This window comes from Bacillus aerolatus (assembly GCF_009183655.1).
In the GTDB taxonomy this organism is placed as follows: Bacteria; Bacillota; Bacilli; order Bacillales; family Domibacillaceae; genus Pseudobacillus; species Pseudobacillus aerolatus.
Genome location: NZ_WEIO01000003.1, coordinates 71,849 through 87,035, shown reverse-complemented (window position 1 = coordinate 87,035; position 15,187 = coordinate 71,849). Strand labels below are relative to the sequence as shown.

13 protein-coding genes are annotated in these 15,187 nt (G+C 40.5%); all 13 read left to right on the top strand.

Annotation, left to right across the window (positions count from 1 at the left end; genetic code table 11):
- Positions 1 to 281 precede the first annotated feature (281 nt).
- The 13 genes from F9802_RS06540 to F9802_RS06480 all read left to right on the top strand — a co-directional run bounded on the left by F9802_RS06540 (position 282) and on the right by F9802_RS06480 (position 14,925).
- Entirely contained in the window at positions 282 to 2,120 is a 1,839-nt protein-coding gene (locus tag F9802_RS06540) for a polysaccharide biosynthesis protein (RefSeq protein ID WP_152150369.1), read from the top strand.
- 17 nt (positions 2,121 to 2,137) lie between these two features.
- Entirely contained in the window at positions 2,138 to 3,169 is a 1,032-nt protein-coding gene (locus tag F9802_RS06535; RefSeq protein WP_152150368.1) for a Gfo/Idh/MocA family protein, read from the top strand.
- 12 nt (positions 3,170 to 3,181) lie between these two features.
- Entirely contained in the window at positions 3,182 to 4,510 is a 1,329-nt protein-coding gene (locus tag F9802_RS06530; RefSeq protein ID WP_152150367.1) for a nucleotide sugar dehydrogenase, read from the top strand.
- Between the two features lie 21 nt (positions 4,511 to 4,531).
- Positions 4,532 to 5,812, top strand: coding sequence for a lipopolysaccharide biosynthesis protein (locus tag F9802_RS06525; RefSeq protein WP_152150366.1), 1,281 nt, complete (start codon positions 4,532 to 4,534; stop codon positions 5,810 to 5,812).
- Positions 5,813 to 5,841: 29 nt separating this feature from the next.
- Positions 5,842 to 7,125 (top strand): oligosaccharide repeat unit polymerase, encoded by a 1,284-nt coding sequence (locus F9802_RS06520; RefSeq protein WP_152150365.1) that lies wholly within the window; start codon positions 5,842 to 5,844, stop codon positions 7,123 to 7,125.
- A gap of 3 nt (positions 7,126 to 7,128) precedes the next feature.
- Positions 7,129 to 8,283 (top strand): glycosyltransferase family 4 protein, encoded by a 1,155-nt coding sequence (locus tag F9802_RS06515; RefSeq protein ID WP_152150364.1) that lies wholly within the window; start codon positions 7,129 to 7,131, stop codon positions 8,281 to 8,283.
- Positions 8,255 to 9,442, top strand: a complete 1,188-nt coding sequence (locus F9802_RS06510; protein WP_152150363.1) for a DegT/DnrJ/EryC1/StrS family aminotransferase — start codon at positions 8,255 to 8,257, stop codon at positions 9,440 to 9,442. The genes F9802_RS06515 and F9802_RS06510 overlap by 29 nt, the downstream gene beginning before the upstream one ends.
- The gene (wecB, locus tag F9802_RS06505) at positions 9,378 to 10,448 is read left to right on the top strand and encodes a non-hydrolyzing UDP-N-acetylglucosamine 2-epimerase (protein ID WP_152150362.1); all 1,071 of its coding nucleotides are present in this window, start codon (positions 9,378 to 9,380) and stop codon (positions 10,446 to 10,448) included. The genes F9802_RS06510 and wecB overlap by 65 nt, the downstream gene beginning before the upstream one ends.
- A gap of 48 nt (positions 10,449 to 10,496) precedes the next feature.
- The gene (locus F9802_RS06500) at positions 10,497 to 11,213 is read left to right on the top strand and encodes an acyltransferase (RefSeq protein WP_152150361.1); all 717 of its coding nucleotides are present in this window, start codon (positions 10,497 to 10,499) and stop codon (positions 11,211 to 11,213) included.
- Between the two features lie 9 nt (positions 11,214 to 11,222).
- A complete protein-coding gene (locus F9802_RS06495) occupies positions 11,223 to 12,461 on the top strand; it encodes a glycosyltransferase family 4 protein (RefSeq protein ID WP_152150360.1) in 1,239 nt (412 codons plus the stop codon).
- Positions 12,462 to 13,058, top strand: coding sequence for a sugar transferase (locus F9802_RS06490; RefSeq protein ID WP_152150359.1), 597 nt, complete (start codon positions 12,462 to 12,464; stop codon positions 13,056 to 13,058). It abuts the gene before it with no gap.
- Between the two features lie 4 nt (positions 13,059 to 13,062).
- Positions 13,063 to 13,686 carry an acetyltransferase gene (locus F9802_RS06485; protein ID WP_152150358.1) on the top strand — a complete coding sequence of 208 codons (624 nt, stop codon included), beginning with the start codon at positions 13,063 to 13,065 and terminating at the stop codon, positions 13,684 to 13,686.
- A 114-nt stretch (positions 13,687 to 13,800) separates the two neighbouring features.
- Positions 13,801 to 14,925 carry a DegT/DnrJ/EryC1/StrS family aminotransferase gene (locus F9802_RS06480; protein ID WP_225435230.1) on the top strand — a complete coding sequence of 375 codons (1,125 nt, stop codon included), beginning with the start codon at positions 13,801 to 13,803 and terminating at the stop codon, positions 14,923 to 14,925.
- Positions 14,926 to 15,187 lie beyond the last annotated feature (262 nt).

Genomic DNA, 15,187 nt, shown 5'->3' with positions numbered 1-15,187 from the left:
TCCTAACCTTTATCAATGGAGGCACTCGGCTGTACTGTGGGTCTGGATGGAATTCCTCGGCCTTAGACGCAAGTCGTCAGTAGTGCAGCGTGAGGACGGGTTAGATGCCCAATTAATTTATGAACATTTATGTTCGTAGCTTTTATAAACTTCTTTTAAGCCAACATTAAAAGAAAAACAGTTAATAAAAGCCCATTTTGCGAAGTGGTTTTCTATTAGCTGTTTTTTACATAAAACAGTCATTTTTAATTTAAAGTTCATACATTAAGGGGTGAATGCAATTGACGTATCAAAAAAGGCTGTCGCTGTTAGTCGGGCTTGATTCAGCTATCGTTTTATTCTCTATTTATATCGGCTATTTCATTTTGCATCCGTACATGAATATTTATAATGCAAGCACGTTATTTATCAGTTCGATTTCGCTTTTAGCGAGCCATCATTTGTTCGCCGCCCTTTACAAGCTCTACCAGAAAGCGTGGGAATACGCGAGTGTCCGTGAACTGGTCGCCATCGCCAAAGCAGTCACGTTATCTATCGCCATAACTGCTATTATTCAACTGGCTGCTTTCCAAGACATATACATACGTGTTCTCTTGGTCACGTGGATGCTGCACATTCTTTTAATCGGCGGTTCCCGTTTTTCTTGGCGCATGTACCGCGACCACTTTATTGCAGGGGACGAAGAAAAAAAGCGAGCATTGATTGTTGGGGCCGGTTCAGGAGGATCCATGGTCGTCCGCCAGCTGCTTAACCATAACGACGTAGATTTCTGTCCGGTTGCACTTGTAGACGATGATAGCAACAAACAGCGGCTGCAAATCCACGGAGTCACAGTAGAGGGGAAAACGGCAGACATACCGAGAATAGTGGAAGAACGGCAAATCGACCACATTATTATCGCTATTCCCTCATTGAAACGGTCTGAAACTCAACATATTTATAAGCAATGTGCGAAAACGAGTGCAAAAGTTCAAATCATGCCACTCATTGAAGATGTCATAACAGGCCGCGTATCCGTTAACCAATTCCGCGAAGTACAAGTGGAAGATTTACTAGGGCGTGATCCAGTAGAACTTAATATTGAAAGCATCTCCGAATATGTTAAAGGCCGAACCATCCTCGTGACAGGAGCTGGCGGATCGATTGGATCGGAAATTTGCCGCCAGATCGGTACCTTCCAGCCAGGTAAAATTGTTCTTGTCGGCCATGGGGAAAACAGTATTTATCAAATTGATATGGAACTGCGAAATCGCAATAAAGGGTCGATTGAAATTATTCCGATTATCGGTGACATTCAAGATCGCGAGCGCATGCTCAGCGTCATGCAAGAGTACAAGCCGGACGTTGTTTATCATGCGGCTGCCCATAAGCATGTACCGCTCATGGAATACAATCCGAAAGAGGCGGTAAAAAACAACATTTTCGGCACGAAAAACTTAGCCGAAGCAGCCTGTGCAGCTGGCGTCAAAAAGTTCGTCTTAATTTCATCCGATAAAGCCGTCAACCCGACGAACGTGATGGGCGCGACAAAACGCGTCGCCGAAATGGTTATCCAACAGCTCGACAAAGAAAGCGAAACAAGCTTCGTTGCGGTCCGCTTCGGCAACGTCTTAGGGTCAAGAGGCAGCGTCATTCCTTTATTCAAAAAACAAATACAAGCAGGCGGCCCAGTTACCGTTACTCATCCCGATATGACACGATACTTCATGACCATCCCGGAAGCATCAAGGCTTGTTATTCAGGCTGGCGCACTCGCCAAAGGAGGAGAAATCTTCGTCCTTGATATGGGCGAACCTGTCAAAATCGTTGACCTCGCCAAAAACCTTATTAAACTGTCAGGCTATGGCATCGAAGAAATCGGCATCAAATTTTCAGGCATTCGCCCGGGCGAAAAAATGTACGAAGAGCTGCTTAACAATAACGAGGTTCATCCAAATCAAGTATTTCCAAAGATTCACATTGGGAAAGCGGGACAAGTGGAAGGGGAGGTGCTTTGGGAATTTATTAACAGCTTGCCTGCGAAAAGCAATGGGTTGCTAAAAGAGGAATTAGTAGAGATTGCTAATGCGAAAGGCGAACTGCAGCAGTTGATGCGAGAAGTCAGCGGAGTATTAATATAGAAAGAAGGAGTCTAATCATGAATTTTGCAATTGTAGGGTGTGGCTTTATTGCGAAAAAACATGCTCAAGCCATTGAGAATATACAGGGGGCTAAACTTGTCGCTGTGTGCGATAAAGTGTCCAAAGCAATGGAATATTACGTAGATACATATGAGGCAAAGGCTTTTACCGAGTTTTCAGAGATGCTGCAAAGAGAAGATATCGATATTGTCTGCATTTGCACGCCGAGCGGCCTCCATGCGCCTTTAGCAGAAGAAGCGGCTAGAGCACGTAAGCATATTATTTTGGAGAAACCGATCGCGATGACTTTGGAAGAAACGGACCGGATTATTTATGCCTGCAAAGAGAACAGTGTTAAGCTGGCGGTTGTTCACCCGAACAGATTCCGCCCGGTTGTGCAGGAACTGAGGGGAATTCTTAATAGAGGTTTGCTGGGGACAATCAGCCATGCCAATGCAACTGTCAACTGGAACCGAAATCAGGAATATTATGACCAAGCTTTATGGCGTGGCACGAAGCAATATGACGGTGGAGTGCTAATGAATCAGGCCATTCATAATTTGGATTTGTTGCTTTGGTTCATGGGTCAGCCTGAACAAATATTCAGCATGGAAGCGACACGCTTACGAAAAATTGAAGCAGAAGATGTATCAACCGGTGTGATCCGATTTGAGTCGGGGGCTCTTGGAACGGTGGAAGCGTCCACTACAGTGTATCCGCGGAACTTTGAAGAGTCGATTACGATTTTCGGTGAAAAAGGCACGGTGAAAATCGGCGGTGCGAATGCACTTTATTTTGAATGCTTAACCATCGAGGGTATGTCGGAAGAAGAGGCGGAAGAGATATTAAATAAAGTAAAGGCCGATCCGTGGGGGAAACCTGGGCACCAATGCATTATTGAAGACATGATAGAAGCGGTAAATGAAAACAGAGAGCCGGCTGTCACCGGAGAAGATGGCAGAAGAGCTTTAGAGCTTGTCCTTGCTTTTTACGAATCGGCCGCCGGGAACGAACCAATCTATATGAAGCCTGTCAAAGTATGTATGTAAAGGAGATTGATCATGATAACACAAACGATCAGTAATACAGCGGAACAGCTAATTGCCAAACTTGAAACTAAGACAGCAACTATCGGTGTCGTCGGGCTTGGATATGTGGGCCTGCCGCTGGCGGTTGAGAAAGCGAAAGCGGGCTATGATGTCATCGGCTTTGATGTACAGCAGGAAAAAGTGGAAAAAGTCAATCGAGGAGAGAATTACATTGGAGATGTAATTACAGCGGATCTCGAGGAATTGGTTCAATCGAATAAATTAAAAGCTACTTCTAACTATTCATTTATTCGGAATGTGGATGCTTTAGCGATCTGTGTACCAACACCGCTCGATATTTATAAACAGCCGAACATGGAATACGTGCAAAACTCTGCCAAAGCTATTGCCAAGTATATTAAAAAAGGAACGCTCGTTGTTTTGGAAAGTACGACTTATCCCGGCACTACAGAAGAATTGATTAAACCAATACTTGAAGAAACCGGATTCGTCTGTGGAGAGGAATTTTTTCTTGCTTATTCTCCGGAACGTGTAGATCCGGGAAACAAAAAATTTAATACGAAGAATACACCGAAAGTCGTCGGCGGAATGACAGAAACTTGTACAAACGTAGCGGCAACGATGTATCGTTCTGTATTAGAAGGAGATGTGCATGAAGTATCTAGTCCTGCTGTTGCTGAAATGGAAAAACTTCTTGAAAACACATTCCGTAACATTAACATCGCCCTTGCTAATGAAATGGCAATTCTTTGCAACAAAATGGAGATCGACGTCTGGGAAGTGATCGACGCAGCTGCAACAAAACCGTACGGATTTATGCCGTTCTATCCAGGTCCCGGTCTTGGCGGTCACTGCATTCCGATCGATCCGTGGTATCTTACTTGGAAAGCACGTGAGTACAACTACCATACAAAATTGATTGAAACTGCTGGTGAAATTAACGATAGTATGCCAGAGTTTGTCGTGCAGCGTTGTGCAGGAATTTTAAATAAACAAGGAAAAGCTCTTAAAGGTTCTAAAATACTTGTTTTAGGTGTTGCTTATAAGAAAGATATTGATGATTATCGGGAATCGCCGGTGTTGCCTATTCTAGGGAAGTTGACACAAGCAGGAGCGGATTGGGCAGTTTCTGATCCTCACATTGAAGAATTTAAGTTGAAGGGAAAAATACATGAAACGGTAAACTTGACAGAAGAGCTGCTTGAGCAGGCTGACTTAACGGTGATTGCTACAAATCATAGCGCGTTTGATTACCAAACAATCATGAGGAAGTCGCAGGCCATATTCGATACAAGAAACACTTATAGCGAAACGGAACAGAGTAAATATTTAAAATTGTAAACAGCCAGGGAAGTGCCTGTGATGAGAATAAAAGATAGATTAAATTCTAATAGATTTCTTAAAAACTTTGCAACTTTGTTTTCAGCTACATTGCTTGCTCAATTTATTAATGTCGCGGCTTCGCCATTTCTTACGCGAATATACAGCCCAGAAGAATTTGGCTATTTTAGTTTCTATCTTTCTGTATGTTCTTTGTTGATTGTTTACACTACAGGCAGATATGAATTTGCTATTAATACCGTAAAATTGGAAAAAGAGAGTCAGGCATTATTTAAAGTGGTAGTCATACTCTCTACATTTTTCACCATATTGATATTGTTAGCCGAACAAATCTTCTACGATCAATTTATTGGCATGTTCGGATTAGAGAAAGTATCCTCGCTTCTTATATATATTCCAGTTACCCTGCTTGCCATGGGGATTATGCAGGGACTGAATTACTATTTAAATAAGCACAAAGAATTCGGAGTGCTTTCTAAAGGGAAAGTACTCCGTAGCTCTGTGACGAGTGGAAGCTCTATTATTTTTGGTTTAATAGGGCTTCATTCCGTGGGGCTTATTTTGGCTAATGTACTAGGTTATGTCATTTCAGTTGTGTATCAGACCATCGTCAAAAGGCTTAGTTTTTTATTTGACTTTCGAAACTATCAATTCGATTCATTAAAACAGACAGCAAAAATACATAGACATTACCCGTTGTATAATAGCACATCTGCTTTTTTTGACAATATGGCAGCACAGGCGCCGGTTTTTATTTTAATGCGTTTCTTTTCGGAAGCAATTGTCGGTTTTTATAGTTTAACAATTCGGGTAGCAGTCTTACCGATTTCGTTAATCTCTACTTCGGTTGCACAAGTGTTTTTAAGTGAAATAGCTGAATTATATTCTGATGGGAAGCCCTTTGGCCATGTACTAAGAAAGGTTCTTATACTTCTCTCCGTTATTGGCATCGTCCCAGTATTACTTCTTGTAACCGCAGGACCGTGGGGATTTGCACTTGTATTTGGCGAAGAATGGCGGAAAGCAGGAGAGTTATCTCAAATTTTGGCTTTTGGATATTATGCAAAATTTGTTGTTTCTCCACTAAGTGTTGTATTTTTCGTTAAGCAGAAAGTAAAGTTACTTTCCATCATTCAAGGAATAAGAGCGGTTTCTACGGTTTCTGTACTCTGGATAAGTTCTACCTATTTAGATATAGAAGCAGTGATTTTAGCGTATTCGATACACGAAATTCTCTTTTACATCGTATATTTATTTTTTATTTTTAGGGTTAGCCGGGCTGCAGGTTACATTCGTAGTTAAATTAATACATTAGTTGTTTGGAGCTATACATGATAAAAATAAAAATAATTACATTCATTTTTTTAACCACTTTAAAATTTCTTTTGGAATATAGCTATGTTGCGATTATCAATCCTATCTTTGCATACGAGGGTTTTATTTTATATAAATCTTACCCGAAAATGTTTGAGTCATATATTCTGGCTTCAGTTGTTTTCCTAATTGCTATTTTTTTACTCGAACATAAGAAAGCACCTAGCAAAATAGTTATTTATTTAATAATTGTATTATTGTTTATTCCTTTAACTTCTTTGTTTTGGCTACAAGATCAACCGCGTCCATTTATTTATTTGATTAGTTTGTCTTTGTTCTTGATTATTTTGATAGTAAGTTTATTTTCAAAGATACATTTGGTGCGGCTTAAAGAAGGAAAAAATTTAATAATGTTTATCGTTGGCGGCATGACAGTCATTGTTTACGGACTATTAATAGCGCAAGGCGGTTTAAGCCGGATCAATTTAAATTTGTCTGAGATTTATAGCGTTCGAGAAGCTTACGGAAATACTAACAATAAAGTTCTGGCATATTTACTCCCATGGCAGGCACATGTTATCAACATGTTAGTAATAGCTGTATCTATGTATAAGCGAAACTATAAACTAGCAGGAATTTTTATAGTGCTGCAAGTCTTCTTATTTTCAATGACAAATTTTAAAAGTTTTCTTTTTGCACCTTTAGTTTTAATAGGGTTTCATCTGTTTGGAAAAACTAAATTAAAAAATAATTTATTGTTAGTTATTTCTTTAGGTTCTTCGCTATTAGTAGCAGTATGTGTGATTATCTACAATTTTTCCGGTTCCTTCTATATGGCCTCGATTTTTATCAGACGGTTATTTTTTGTTCCGAGTAATTTGCATTATATTTACTATCACTTCTTTCAAGGAATCGAAAAGTTCAAACTTTCACATTCGTTTTTGGGCTTTTTAAACGATAATGTTTATAATTCAACTCCGGTTCAATTAGTTGCAACTTCTTATTTTGAACGAGAATTTGCTCCGAATGTTGGCTTTTTTGGAGATGCTTATTTAAATTTTGGAGTTATAGGAATTTTAGGATTTTCATTGTTACTTGCAATATTATTAAAAATAATCGATACAGTGTCCGTCTCAATGCCGTCATTTTTATCAATGTCGATTCTTGCGATTCCGGCAATGTCGTTAATTAATTCTGCATTTTTCACATCCTTGCTGACACACGGGATTTTGTTTGCAGTTTTGATGCTTTGGTTGACTAATAGTTTTTTTGCTAACGAAATAAAATATAAAAGGGAGTAAAAAATGAAAATATGTCATTTAACATCTGTACACTCCTACACAGACACACGAATTTTTATTAAAGAATGCCGCTCGCTGGCAGAGTCGGGTTATGAGGTGCATTTCGTTGTGCCGGGTGCATCCGATTCTATTATTGAAGATGTTCAAGTACATGGGGTAATAAAAGAAACAGGCAACCGTTTGAAGAGAATGACAAAAACGGTTAACAAGGTTTTTCAAAAGGGTTTGGAGGTAGATGCGGATATATATCACTTTCACGACCCGGAGCTCATCCCGGTTGGTTTGAAATTAAAAAAAGCCGGTAAAAAAGTAATTTACGATGTCCATGAAGATGTCCCGAGGCAAATATTAACAAAAGAGTGGTTGCCAATATACGTTCGTAGACTGGTCTCGAAATTATTTGAGCAATTTGAAAATAGAGCTGCGAGAAAATTTGATGCCATTTTAGCTGCTACTCCGCATATTAGAGATCGTTTTTTAAGGTTAAGATGCAAAGCTCAAGACATTAATAACTATCCTTTGTTAGAAGAGCTGAAAATTAAAAGTAGCGCTTGGGCAGGTAAAGAAAATGCCATTTGTTATGTTGGCGGAATTACGATTGTAAGAGGCATTAGTGAAATGGTAAAGGCGCTGAGTTTAACAGATAACATACATATGCTTCTCGGCGGAAGATTTGCGGTTTCTGCAGAAAGAGAGTTAGTAACAAGATTGAATGGCTGGACAAAGGTAAAAGAATTAGGCTATTTGAGTCGTGATGAAGTAAAAGAAGTATATCAAAAATCAAAAGTAGGGTTGGTGGTTTTGCACCCAACCTTGAACTATGTGGATGCCCTACCGGTAAAAATGTTTGAGTACATGGCAGCGGGCATTCCAGTTATTGCATCTGATTTCCCGCTCTGGAAAGGGATTATCGAAAAAAATGAATGTGGCATTTGTGTAGACCCATTAAAACCAGAACAAATTGCTTTTGCCGTCCAATGGTTAATAGATCATCCTAAAGAAGCCGAACGAATGGGGAAAAACGGACGCAAAGCTATAGAAGCAGAATATAACTGGGAGAACGAGAGTAAGAAGTTAATTGCAGCTTATAAAAGTCTTTCTGATAAAAAAGATATAAAAGGAGTTCACTATGAAAATTCAAATGCTCGATCTATCTGAACAATATCAATCAATGAGAGAAGAAGTTATCGCCAAGATGGATGAGGTGATGTCTTCTTCTCAATTTATTTTAGGAAGCAATGTAAAGCAGCTTGAAGCGGATATAGCGAAATACAGTAACGTTGATCACGGTATCGGTGTCGGGAACGGCAGTGATGCGATTCATATTGCTTTGCAGGCAGCGGGTGTAGAAACAGGGGATGAAGTGATTACAACAGCGTTCACTTTTTTTGCGACGGGCGGGGCGATTGCCCGTGCCGGCGCGGTACCTGTTTATGTCGATATTGACCCGGTTACGTTTAATATTGATCCTTCGAAAATTGAGTCAGTGATTACGAAGAAGACAAAAGCGATTATTCCTGTTCACTTATATGGTCAAATGGCGGATATGGAAGCGATCAGGGAAATTGCCGACAAACATAACCTTGTTATTGTAGAGGATGCCGCGCAGGCGATTGGCGCGAAGCAAAACGGTCACAGTGTTGGGGAACTTGGCACAGCGGCTACATATAGCTTCTTCCCAACGAAAAACTTAGGTGCGTATGGTGACGGAGGTATGATTGTCACGAATAATGAAGAGCTTGCTGAAAAAGCACGTGTCATCCGTGTTCACGGAAGCAAGCCGAAGTATTATCATCATGTTCTCGGCTATAACAGCCGCCTAGATGAACTGCAGGCAGCGATTTTAAATGTAAAGTTTCCTCATTTGGACAAATGGTCTCATGCCCGTCGTGAACGGGCAGCTTATTACACAGACAAGCTCAATGAAAAGTTAGAGGAAGTCCTCCAGACGCCTGTTCAGAAAAAAGGTAATTATCATGTTTTCCATCAATACACCTTGCGTGTTCCGAAACGTGACGGACTCCAGCAATATTTGAAAGAGCAGGGAGTTTCCACAATGGTTTATTATCCGATGCCGCTTCATGTTCAACCAGTGTTTAAAGAGCTCGGTTATCAGGAAGGAGACCTGCCAGAAACTGAAAAAGCGGCGAAAGAAGCGATTTCCCTTCCGATGTATCCAGAGTTAAAACAAGAAGATCAGGACTACGTGATTGAAAAAATTATTGAGTTTTACCAAAGTGAGGGAAGAACAAATGAAGATACTGACAATTGCCGGGACACGGCCGCAACTAGTGAAAGTAGCACCTGTTTCTCGTGAACTACGTAAACACGCAACAGAAGTGCTGGTGAATACAGGCCAGCACTATGATTACAATATGGCCGGGGTTTTCTTCCATGAACTGAATATACCGAAGCCAGATTATGATTTAGGCATAGGCTCGGCTTCGCACGGTAAACAGACGGGAGACATGCTTGCGGCGATTGAAGAAGTTGTCTTTAAAGAGAAGCCAGATGCAGTGCTTGTATACGGAGATACGAATTCAACGCTTGCTGGTGCACTTGCCGCAAGCAAGCTTCACATTCCGCTTATTCATATTGAAGCGGGACTTAGGAGCTTTAATAAAAAAATGCCAGAAGAAATAAACCGTGTAATAACGGATCATGTATCTACATTGCTATTCCCGCCGACTGAAACAGCTGTGCAAAACCTTAAGAATGAAAACATTACCGAGAATGTTGTGAATGTCGGTGATGTCATGTATGATGCGGTCTTGTACAATACAGCGATTGCGGAAGAAAAATACAACCTTGAGCAGTTTGGTGTAGAAGAAAAGAGATATACTCTTGCGACCATTCATCGTGCGGATAATACGGACTCAAAGGAAAAATTGACTGCCATTTTTAAAGCGTTCGCGAACCTTGATGAAACTGTCATTTTGCCGCTTCATCCAAGAACGAAGCACAGGCTCGATGAATACGGATTAAGTGAATTAACTGGGGTGGGGAGCAATTTACAAGTGATTGAGCCTGTTTCTTATCTAGAAATGCTGCTGCTTGAAAAGTATGCGAAAGCCATTGTGACGGATTCAGGTGGTGTACAAAAGGAAGCCTATTTTGCAAAAGTACCCTGTCTGACTTTGCGTCCCGAAACAGAATGGGTGGAAACAGTGGAAGCCGGGTGTAACCGCTTAGTTGCCCCATTAAAAGAAGACCTGGCTGCTATTATACAGGACTTTAAACCAACAGATTATTCTAAGCAACTTTATGGTGATGGTAAAGCATCAGAGAAAATTACTAAAGAAATTATTAAATACTTTGGATAAAAAAAGCCGCCCGTTCATACAGGCGGCTTTTTTAAGGAGAGATGAATAATGAAAGCGACGATAAGTGTAGGTCAAAATGTCGTTGTAGGTGAAGGTATTACTTTTGGGGACAATGTGGTCATTGGCAACAACGTTGTTATATATGAGGGAACTCGAATCGGGAGCAACGTCATTATTCAAGATAATGTCGTTATCGGAAAACAGCCAACACGGGCAAAAGCATCTATTTTGCCAGAAACGAAACAGCTTCCACCGGCCGTCATTGGATCGGGTGTGACGATCGGAACCTCAGCTATTATTTATGCGAATGCGGAAATTGGTGATGAAGTGTTCATCGCAGACTTAGCCACTATTCGTGAGCGGGTAACGATTGGGGAACGGACGATTGTCGGCCGCGGAGTCGCCGTTGAAAATGACTGCAAAGTGGGGAAGCGGTGTAAGCTTGAAACTAATTGCTATATTACCGCTTATTCTGAGCTCGGTGATTATGTATTTGTCGCTCCGTGTGTTGTTACGACTAATGATAATTATATGGGAAGAAGCAAGGAACGGTTTGATAAATTTAAAGGTGTAACCATTAAAGACGGCGGCCGCATTGGAGCGAACGCAACGATTCTTCCAGGGAAAGTAATTCATGAAGATGGAGCGGCAGCAGCAGCAAGTGTAGTAACAAAAGACATACAAACAGAAGAACTGGTTGTTGGTTCACCGGCAAAAAAAGTGAGAGACGTGCCGGCTGATCAATTACTAAGAAATCAAGAGTGAGGTTTTAAGGTGAATATATGGATTTTTAACCACTACGCAATTGGGCCTGGATCAAGCGGAGGAACCCGCCATTATGACTTAGCAAAGCAATTAATTGCTAAAGGACACAAGGTGACTATTTTTGCTTCTTCCTATAATCATCAAACATTACATGAAGAGCATTTGATGGACAATAAGCAACTGTTTGTTAAAAAAAATTATGACGGGATTGAATTTATTTGGATTAGGACAACTCCTTATCATAAAAATGATATCAACAGAGTATTTAATATGATTTCATATAGTAGAAGAGCATACAAAATTGCTAAGAATATCGACCAGCAGCCTGACATAGTAATAGGCTCATTAGTACATCCTTTAGCTGCCTATGTTGGTTACTTGACTTCGAAAAAAAAGAAATCAACATTTTATTTTGAAGAAAGGGATTTATGGCCGCAAACGCTAATCGATTTAGGGAAAGTCACAGCGAGAAATCCAGTAATCTATGGATTGGCATCAATGGAAAAGTTCCTCTATCGTAAATCTAAAAGAATTATTGTTTTATTTGATAAAGCGGTTGGTTATGTAACAAATAAAGGTATCAAAAAAGAAAAAGTATTATATTTACCAAATGGAATTGACCTTAAACGGTTAGACGCTGTAGAAGAGTTGCCAAGCGAAGTTAAGCAGATTTTAGAAAAAAATAAAGATCGTGTTCTTGCCGTTTATACGGGTACTCATGGTCTTGCTAATAATTTAGATGCTATTCTTGATTCTGCTAAGATTTTAAAAGAAAGTAAACCTTCAGTACATTTTCTATTAGTGGGAAATGGACCAGAAAAGAAACGACTTATAGAAAGAAAACATAAGGAAAATATATCAAATTTAGATTTTGTCGATCCGTTACCCAAAGAATGTATACCCGCCTTGCTCTCTCAATGTGATATTGGGTTACTGCCGTTGAAGGACTCTCCTGTTTTTAAATGGGGAATAAGTCCAAACAAGCTCTTTGATTACATGGGAGCCTCTTTACCAGTGGCTCTTCTTTGTAATTTAGATGATACTCCTGTCGAAAAAGCAGGCGGTGGTTATGTCATAAAAAATAATTTTTCTACAGAGTTAGCTAAAGTTTTAATGACTGCTTCTAAAGAAGACCTCCATCAACTGGGGCAAAAAGCTCGACTTTATGTAGAAAAAGAACACAATTGGGCTCTTCTTTCTGAAAGACTAGAGAAAATTATGCTTGCAGATACAAAGGAAATGAAGTGAATGAAACGATTATTTGATTTCACATTCTCTTTTATCGGTTTCGTAATTTTATCTCCCATTATTTTAATTACTGCGTTTCTAATTCGTATAAAACTTGGTTCACCCATTATCTTTAAGCAAAAGCGCCCTGGACTATATGGTAAGCCTTTTTTTGTGTATAAATTTCGGACTATGACTGACGAGAAAGATGAAAATGGGGAATTGCTACCGGATTATGCAAGGTTAACACCTTTCGGTCAGCTACTTAGGAAGCTGAGTTTGGATGAATTGCCGCAGTTGTTTAATGTATTGAAGGGTGATATTAGTTTAGTCGGTCCGAGACCTTTATTGATGGAGTATTTGGAGTTATATACATCAGAACAAGCACGCAGGCATGAAGTGCGCCCAGGTATTACCGGATGGGCGCAGGTGAATGGGCGCAATGCGATTTCTTGGGAAGATAAGTTTAAGTTGGATGTATGGTATGTAGATAACCGCTCCTTTTGGCTAGACATTAAAATATTATTTATGACAGTATTAAAGGTGTTTAAGTCAGAAGGAATTAGTCAAACAGGGCATGTAACGATGGAGAAGTTTAAAGGCTCGAAAGGCGTGTAGAGAGATGAAGGCAATCGTAGTTATTGGTGAAGGCGGACACAGCAAGGTTGTTCAAGATATAATCAAAGCAGAGGCAGAGTACAAGCTAGTTGCTTTATTGGATGATAAATACACAATTTCCCAAAAAAGTGATAAAGTGATTTTAGCCCCTATTTCTTACGCATTTAAACTCATGCAAGAAGAGAAAGAGGTACATTTTATTGTTGCTATCGGGAATAATCGGGTTAGGAAGCAAATTGTAGAAAGGTTAGCCTCTAAAAATGCCCACTTTGCTGTACTTATTCATCCTTCTGCTATTGTTAGTCCATCGGCTTTGATAAAAGATGGCACGGTCGTAATGCCTAATGCTGTCATTAATGCTGCTGCTGTTATCGGTCAACATACGATTATTAATACTGCTGCTGTTGTTGAGCATGATAATCGAATTGGAGATTTCTCTCATATCTCACCGAATGTTACTCTCACAGGAAATGTCACAGTAGGAACAGGCACTCATATTGGAGCTGGGGCAGTTGTGATTCCTGGCAAGACGATTGGACCATGGTCGGTTGTGGGAGCTGGTTCTGTAGTGATTGGTGATTTGCCGCAAGAAATTACGGCTGTGGGGGCTCCGGCAAGGGTAATTTAGGCTGCTTAACTTTTCGGTTCAGTTAAAAAGAAACAAATATAGCGTATATTATATATGAAAGAAGGAGAGATGATTGTGCCCCAACTACCAAGGATTTTTCTTTCTCCCCCGCATATGAGCGGGCGGGAACAGAATTACATAAATGCTGCGTTTGAAACGAACTGGATTGCGCCGCTCGGTCCGAATGTGGATGGGTTTGAGAAGGAATTGGCAGCGTATGTTGGTGTAAAGGGTGCAGCGGCGCTGAGTTCGGGAACGGCTGCGATTCACCTGGCGTTACAACTGCTTGATGTGCAGGCAAGAGACCGGGTGTTTTGTTCAACGCTAACGTTTGTGGCGAGTGCAAACCCTATTGTGTATGAAGGAGCAGAGCCGATATTTATTGATTCGGAGCCGAAAACATGGAATATGTCGCCTGATGCGCTGGAACGGGCATTCATTGACGCGGAGCAAGAAGGCTGGCTGCCAAAAGCGGTGATTGTTGTAAATTTATACGGTCAAAGCGCAAAGATGGATGAGTTGCTGGCGATTTGTGATCGTTACGGTGTTCCGGTTATTGAAGATGCGGCGGAGTCGCTTGGAGCCGAGTATAAGGGGAAGAAAAGCGGCACGTTTGGCAAGTTTGGTGTGTTTTCTTTTAACGGGAATAAAATTATTACAACGTCCGGCGGCGGTATGCTTGTTTCGAATGATAAGGAAGCATTGCACAAGGCGCGCTTTTTGGCGACCCAGGCGCGTGATCCAGCGCCTCATTATCAGCATAGTGAAGTGGGTTATAATTATCGGATGAGCAATATTTTAGCAGGAGTTGGCCGGGCGCAGTTAGAAGTGCTCGATGAGCGAGTGGCAGCAAGACGAGCTATTTTTAAACATTACATGGAAGCGTTTGGCGAAATAGATGGTTTTGAGTTTATGCCTGAGTTGAAAGGCACATTGCATAACCGCTGGCTGACAACCTTAACGGTCGATCGAGAGAAATTAGGCGTGTCGCCCATTGAGTTAATTGAAGCATTAGCAGAGGAGAATATAGAAGCACGGCCAGTATGGAAGCCGCTCCATTTGCAGCCGTTATTTGAAGGAACTGCATATTACTCTCATGGAGAGGGAAGAAGCGTTTCGGATGAGTTGTTTAAAAATGGCTTATGTCTTCCTTCAGGATCGAATATGACTGAAGAGCAGCAGCAAAGAGTGATTGATAAGGTTAAGGAAACGGTGAAAGTTAAAGCCGGCAGCTTATGAGGAGTTTGACTGCTTTGACTACTGTTAATGTCCTTTTCAATCATAGAAGGTTAGAATTATATAATCATCGTTTTTTGTTTATGTTTTAATTAGTTGCCTTTTTACCTTTTTAACCAGGGACTGACTCGTATAAAGGGTCAGTCTCCTTTTTTGTCATAAAGAATATTTATGTTAGAGGGTTAATATAAGAAAGTCCCATTTTTATTATGCTGCTTTATTATACGATGTTTTCCTATCTTTGTGTTTATTACTTCTGCTCTTT

What these genes read in the sequence shown, in the direction of transcription:
- F9802_RS06535 (WP_152150368.1), top strand. Translation starts at nt 2,138, where the DNA reads ATGAATTTTGCAATTGTAGGGTGTGGCTTTATTGCGAAAAAACATGCT.
- F9802_RS06530 (WP_152150367.1), top strand. Translation starts at nt 3,182, where the DNA reads ATGATAACACAAACGATCAGTAATACAGCGGAACAGCTAATTGCCAAA.
- F9802_RS06525 (WP_152150366.1), top strand. Translation starts at nt 4,532, where the DNA reads ATGAGAATAAAAGATAGATTAAATTCTAATAGATTTCTTAAAAACTTT.
- F9802_RS06520 (WP_152150365.1), top strand. Translation starts at nt 5,842, where the DNA reads ATGATAAAAATAAAAATAATTACATTCATTTTTTTAACCACTTTAAAA.
- F9802_RS06515 (WP_152150364.1), top strand. Translation starts at nt 7,129, where the DNA reads ATGAAAATATGTCATTTAACATCTGTACACTCCTACACAGACACACGA.
- F9802_RS06510 (WP_152150363.1), top strand. Translation starts at nt 8,255, where the DNA reads ATGAAAATTCAAATGCTCGATCTATCTGAACAATATCAATCAATGAGA.
- wecB (WP_152150362.1), top strand. Translation starts at nt 9,378, where the DNA reads ATGAAGATACTGACAATTGCCGGGACACGGCCGCAACTAGTGAAAGTA.
- F9802_RS06500 (WP_152150361.1), top strand. Translation starts at nt 10,497, where the DNA reads ATGAAAGCGACGATAAGTGTAGGTCAAAATGTCGTTGTAGGTGAAGGT.
- F9802_RS06490 (WP_152150359.1), top strand. Translation starts at nt 12,462, where the DNA reads ATGAAACGATTATTTGATTTCACATTCTCTTTTATCGGTTTCGTAATT.
- F9802_RS06485 (WP_152150358.1), top strand. Translation starts at nt 13,063, where the DNA reads ATGAAGGCAATCGTAGTTATTGGTGAAGGCGGACACAGCAAGGTTGTT.
- F9802_RS06480 (WP_225435230.1), top strand. Translation starts at nt 13,801, where the DNA reads ATGAGCGGGCGGGAACAGAATTACATAAATGCTGCGTTTGAAACGAAC.